Source organism: Rhodococcus sp. P4_C10 (assembly GCF_056402135.1).
Map to the genome: position 1 here is coordinate 1 of NZ_JBFUHZ010000087.1, position 5,288 is coordinate 5,288.

Annotated in this window: 3 protein-coding genes; all 3 read left to right on the forward strand. The window is 66.6% G+C overall.

The window, feature by feature from the left end; translation table 11 throughout:
• Nucleotides 1–833, forward strand: an 833-nt coding sequence (locus AC1DWC_RS26590) for an Ig-like domain-containing protein (protein ID WP_477912874.1), incomplete at its 5' end; no start/stop codon positions are given.
• Between the two features lie 265 nt (nucleotides 834–1,098).
• Entirely contained in the window at nucleotides 1,099–2,229 is a 1,131-nt protein-coding gene (locus AC1DWC_RS26595; RefSeq protein ID WP_477912876.1) for an Ig-like domain-containing protein, read from the forward strand.
• Between the two features lie 272 nt (nucleotides 2,230–2,501).
• Nucleotides 2,502–4,814, forward strand: a complete 2,313-nt coding sequence (locus tag AC1DWC_RS26600) for a beta strand repeat-containing protein (protein WP_477912878.1) — start codon at nucleotides 2,502–2,504, stop codon at nucleotides 4,812–4,814.
• Nucleotides 4,815–5,288 lie beyond the last annotated feature (474 nt).

A 5,288-nucleotide genomic window follows, 5' to 3' on the forward strand; every position in this document is an offset into this window, starting at 1 on the left:
ACGGTGCGGACAACCTCGGTGGTCCGGTGACGCTGGACGGTTCGGGCAAGGCGTCCATCACGCAGTCGTTCGCCGCGGAGGGTGCGCACAACATCACCGCGGTGTTCTCCGGTGCTGCCGGGTTCATTGCCTCCACGTCGGCCGTGCATTCGGTGACGGTGACGGCTGCGGCTCCGGTCGACGTCACGACCAGCACGGTTCTGACCCTTCCTGTTGACGTGAAAACTGGTGTGGCCGTAGATCTGTGGGCCGCAGTGAAGGCGCCGAACGGAGACCTGATTCCGTCGGGTGGGCAGGTCACCTTCAAGGACGGTGGCACTGTCATCGGCACCGTGGTGAACGTGGTCGGCGGCGAGGCGAACCTGCGCCACACCTTCACCACCACGGGGACGCACACCGTCACGGCGGAGTTCTCCGGCACGACCGGGTACCTGGCGTCCGTGTCGCAGTCCGGCACGCTCGAGGTGACGGATCCGGTCGTCACCGACGTTGCCACCACCACCGTGGTGACGCTGCCCGCCACCGCGACGAAGGGGGTTGCGGTGAACCTGGTCGCGACCGTCTCCCCGACTCCGGCCGGCGGCACGGTGCAGTTCATGGACGGCGCCACGCCGATCGGTGCTCCGGTCGGCTTGCTCAATGGCAAGGCGACCCGCTCGTACGCCTTCCCGATCACCGGTGACCGCCACATCACCGCGGTCTACAGCGGTGCCCCGGGGCACCTGGGCTCGACCGCGGAGGTCGGCACGGTCACCGTCGCCGAGGCCAGCACCGGCGGTGGAGGCACCGGCAGCGCAAGTGGTTCGTTGGGGAACATGTTCGGGTCGTCCTGATTCAGGGCACCACGATCTGAGCACTCCGGGTGTGGCCCCTGCCGAATTTTGGCATTGCGGTTCGCGGTCGGCCCTGGAGGAGGGATGGTGCAGGTCAAGGCGAAATATTGGCCCGTGGAGTCGGCGTAGATCGCGCTTGTGGACGGAAATCAATAGAAATGTATCGTCATCGGGCAATCTCTCTGTTATTGGAGCCGCGATGCGTTACTTTGAGCCGTGGAGTCCAGTTGGACGGTCGTCTAGGACCGTCCTCGAGAGGGGAACTATGACTAAGAGCAAGTCCCGTCGCGTAATCGGTGGGGTGAGCGCGTTCGCGGTAGCGGCCGGGTTCGCGGTCACCGCGGGCGTCGGAATGGCGGCCGCGGGGCCGGGAGCGGTCAGCTGGGTGGACGGCGGTAGCAACTACACCCGCATCATCAGCAACGTGACGCCCGCCGAGGGCGAGATCATCACGGTGTCGACCCAGTTCAAGCGGTCCTCCAGCGACGAGCAGGTCACTGCGATGAAGGACGTCCACCCGGTGTGCCTGACCTTCGTGGGTCTGAAGATCGACGGCACCCCGACGCCGCTCACCAACTCGGATCCGACCTTTGCGCGGGTCGTCGGCAACTGGTGGGTCACCCCCAATCAGCCGCGCACCATGGAGTACTCGTACAAGGTCGGCGCAGACTGTGCCCGCGACGTTCCGTTGAACACGTACATGGACTACTCCGGCAACCTCGGCCAGGGCAACTACCTGAACAAGGGCCCGACGATCTCGGTGACCAAGAATGTCTCGACGACGGCGCTGGACGCGGTTCCCGCGGGTGTGAAGGTGGGCCAGTCGGTTTCGCTCAGCGCGACGGTCACCGGCGGAGTCGACGGCGACCTGGTCGAGTTCTTCGACGGGGCCACGAAGATCGGTCAGGGTCCGTTGGCGGCGGGCAAGGCGACGCTCGCGTGGACGCCTGCGACCGCGGGTGATCGCAGTTTGACGGCGAAGTTCCTGGCTACGGCGGAGGTTGGCGAGTCGGTCTCGGCGGCGCAGAACGTGCCCGTGGCCGCGGCTGCGGACGTGGCCACCGCCACCGTGGTGACCGTGCCCGCGACCGCGACGAAGGGGGTTGCGGTGGACCTTGTCGCGACCGTCTCCCCGGCTCCGGTCGGCGGCACGGTGCAGTTCATGGACGGCGGAACGGCGATCGGTGCGCCGGTCGATGTGGTCGCCGGCAAGGCGACCCTCTCGTACGCGTTCGCGAGCGTTGGTGAGCACCAGATCAACGCGGTCTACAGCGGCGCCTCGGGCCACGCGGGCTCGACCGCGGCGGTCGGCACGGTCACCGTCTCCGAGACCGGTACCGGCGGCGACACCGGCAGCGCAGGAGGTTCGTTGGGGAACCTGTTCGGGTCGTCCTGATCCAGCGCGCCACGATCTGACGCACGTGGGTGTGGCCCCTGCCGAAATATCGGCAGGGGCCCGTTCGTCCTCGTTCTGGGCGTGTCGGTCGATCGGACGATAAGTCTAGTTTCTTTCTGGCAATCCGCCGTGAATGTCCGAGGGCTGCGTTAGCTTTGTTCGAATGATCAAGTTGGACGATCGTCCTGGACGGCCGTCCTGAACCTTGAGTGAGAGGGAACCATGGCTCAGAGCGCTGCCCGTCGCAACTTCACAGGATCAGAGGAACGTCCATGACGCATCGAGTAACAAAACGCGGCATCGCCGCAGGCGCGGCCACAGCACTCGCGATCGGCACGCTGACAATCTTCGGCACCAGCGTCGCCAACGCTGCCCCCGTTGTGCGCGACTGGGCCGACGGGAAGACGAGTTTCAACCGCACCATCAGCAACGGCACCCCCGGCGTGGGCGAGACCATCACGGTCACCACCAAGTTTCGGCGAACCGACAACATCACCGAAACCATCGCGTGGATCACGGACGTGAACCCGCCCTGCCTGACCTACGTCCCCGGCTCCGCCAAGATGAACGGCAACCCGATCACTCCCGTGGTCAATCCCAATCGGGGTGGCACACCGCCGACCGGCACGGTCACCGTCAACGGCAGCTGGGCCAACGCGCCGGGCACGAACAACCCCGCCTACAGCGTGGACTACAAGGTCGGCGCCAACTGCGCCCTCGGCACCTCCCTGGTGACCGGCATGGACTACAGCGGCGACCGCGGCGCCGGCTACTACGGGTACGACGGACCCAACATCACGGCCGGCAAGGGAAACCCCGCCACCACACTCGCCCCCGTCACCGGAGCCCGCGTCGGTCAGTCGACCTCCCTGACCGCCAACGTCACGGGCGGCGGCAGCGCAGCGGGCAACCCCGTCGAGTTCTACGACGGCGCCACCAAGATCGGCCAGGGCAACCTCGATGCCGCCGGCACGGTCGCCTTCGCGTGGACCCCCACCACTGCGGGCGGGCATGCCCTGACCGCGAAGTTCCTGGGTACGGCGACGGCGAACCAGTCGGTCTCGGCGGCGCAGAACGTGCCGGTGTCCCCGGCGGACGTGACCACGACGACGTCGGTGACCGGTCCGGCCACCGCGGTCGCGGGCACGGACGTAACCCTGAACGTGCAGGTCTCGCCCGCTCCGTCGGGTGGCACGGTGCAGTTCAAGGACGGCGCCACCAACATCGGTGGCCCGGTCACCCTCGATGCCCAGGGCAAGGGCAGCATCACGCAGCAGTTCGCGGCGGCGGGTGCTCGTAGCATCACTGCGGTGTACTCCGGTGCGGGTGAGTTCCAGCCGTCGACTTCGGGYGCTCACAATGTCAACGTCACGCCGGCTGATGTCGCCACGACGACGTCGGTGACGGGTCCGGTGACTGCGGTTGCGGGCGCGGATGTGGTTCTGAACGTGCAGGTTTCGCCGGTACCTAGCGGTGGCACGGTGCAGTTCAAGGACGGCGCCACCGATCTGGGTGGTCCGGTGACCCTTGATGCCGAGGGCAAGGGCAGCATCACGCAGCAGTTCGCGGCGGCGGGTGCTCGTAGCATCACTGCGGTGTACTCCGGTGCGGGTGAGTTCCAGCCGTCGACGTCGGCTGCGCACGACGTGACGGTGACTCCGGCGAATGTCGCCACCGAGACCACGGTCACCGGTGACACGGCCGGTGTTGCCGGTTCCGATGTCTCTCTGAGCGTGAAGGTTTCGCCGGCTCCGGCTGTCGGCGCCAAGGTGCAGTTCAAGAACGGCGCGGCGGACCTCGGTGCTCTGGTCGATCTGGATGCGCAGGGCAACGCCTCGATCACGGCGCCGTTGGCGGCGGGCAATCATGTGATCACTGCGGTGTTCGCTGGTTTCAATGAGCATCAGGGTTCGACGTCGGCTGCGCACAACGTGACGGTGACTCCGGCGGACGTCACCACGACGACGTCGGTGACCGGTCCGGCGACTGCGATCGAGGGCGCGGACGTGGTTCTGAACGTGCAGGTTTCGCCGGTACCTAATGGTGGCACGGTGCAGTTCAAGAACGGCGCCAACAACATCGGTGGCCCGGTGACCCTCGATTCCGAGGGCAAGGGTTCGATCACGCAGCAGTTCACGTCGGCCGGTGCGCAGGGCATCACCGCGGTGTACTCGGGTGCTGCCGGCTTCATCACCTCGACCTCGGATGCGCACACCGTCACGGTGTCGGCTCCTGCCGAGACCGACGTGGCCACCACCACGGTGCTCACCGTGCCCGCCACCGCGACGAAGGGTGCAGCGGTGAACCTGGTCGCGACTGTCACCCCGGATCCGGCTGGTGGCACCGTGCAGTTCATGGACGGCACCACGCCGATCGGTGCTCCGGTCGGGTTGATGAACGGTAAGGCGACTCGCTCGCATCCCTTCGCGACCACCGGCGCGCATGAGATCACCGCGATCTACAGCGGTGCTCCCGGCTACCTGACCTCGACGGCCGAGGTCGCCACCGTCACCGTCGACGAGCCCGCCGACGGCGGGCCCGGCAGTGCCGGCGGTTCGCTCGGGAGCCTGTTCGGTTCTTCCTGAGTTGTCGGCGCTCCTGACGGATTGACGTGAGTGTGGCCCCACGCTCAATTACCGGCTGGCAACAGATGCAACCGCGTGTTGCGGTCACTGCGGTCAGGGTGTGCGTGCGTGCATAGAGCCAGTTCAGAGCCCATTTTGCCGGTGCGAAAAAGGGCAGCCGGCAGCGTTGGGTTAAACAAATGGCCACGGCCCAGTTTTCATCCCGTGATCTTCCTGTGACGAGCCGCCGGTTGCGTTACCCTGAGCGCCGAATCCAAAAAGTTGGACGGTCGTCTTGGACTGTCGTCGAGAGGAATTTATGACTCACGAAAACACGCGCCGGGTGGTCGGTGGCCTCAGCGCGGTGGCCATCGCCGCCGGGTTCGCGGTCACCGCCGGTGTCGGCATGGCTGGTGCGGCGCCGAGTTCGGTGTCCTGGGCCGACGGCAACAGCAACTTCACCCGGACCGTCAGCAACACGACGCCGGTCGAGGG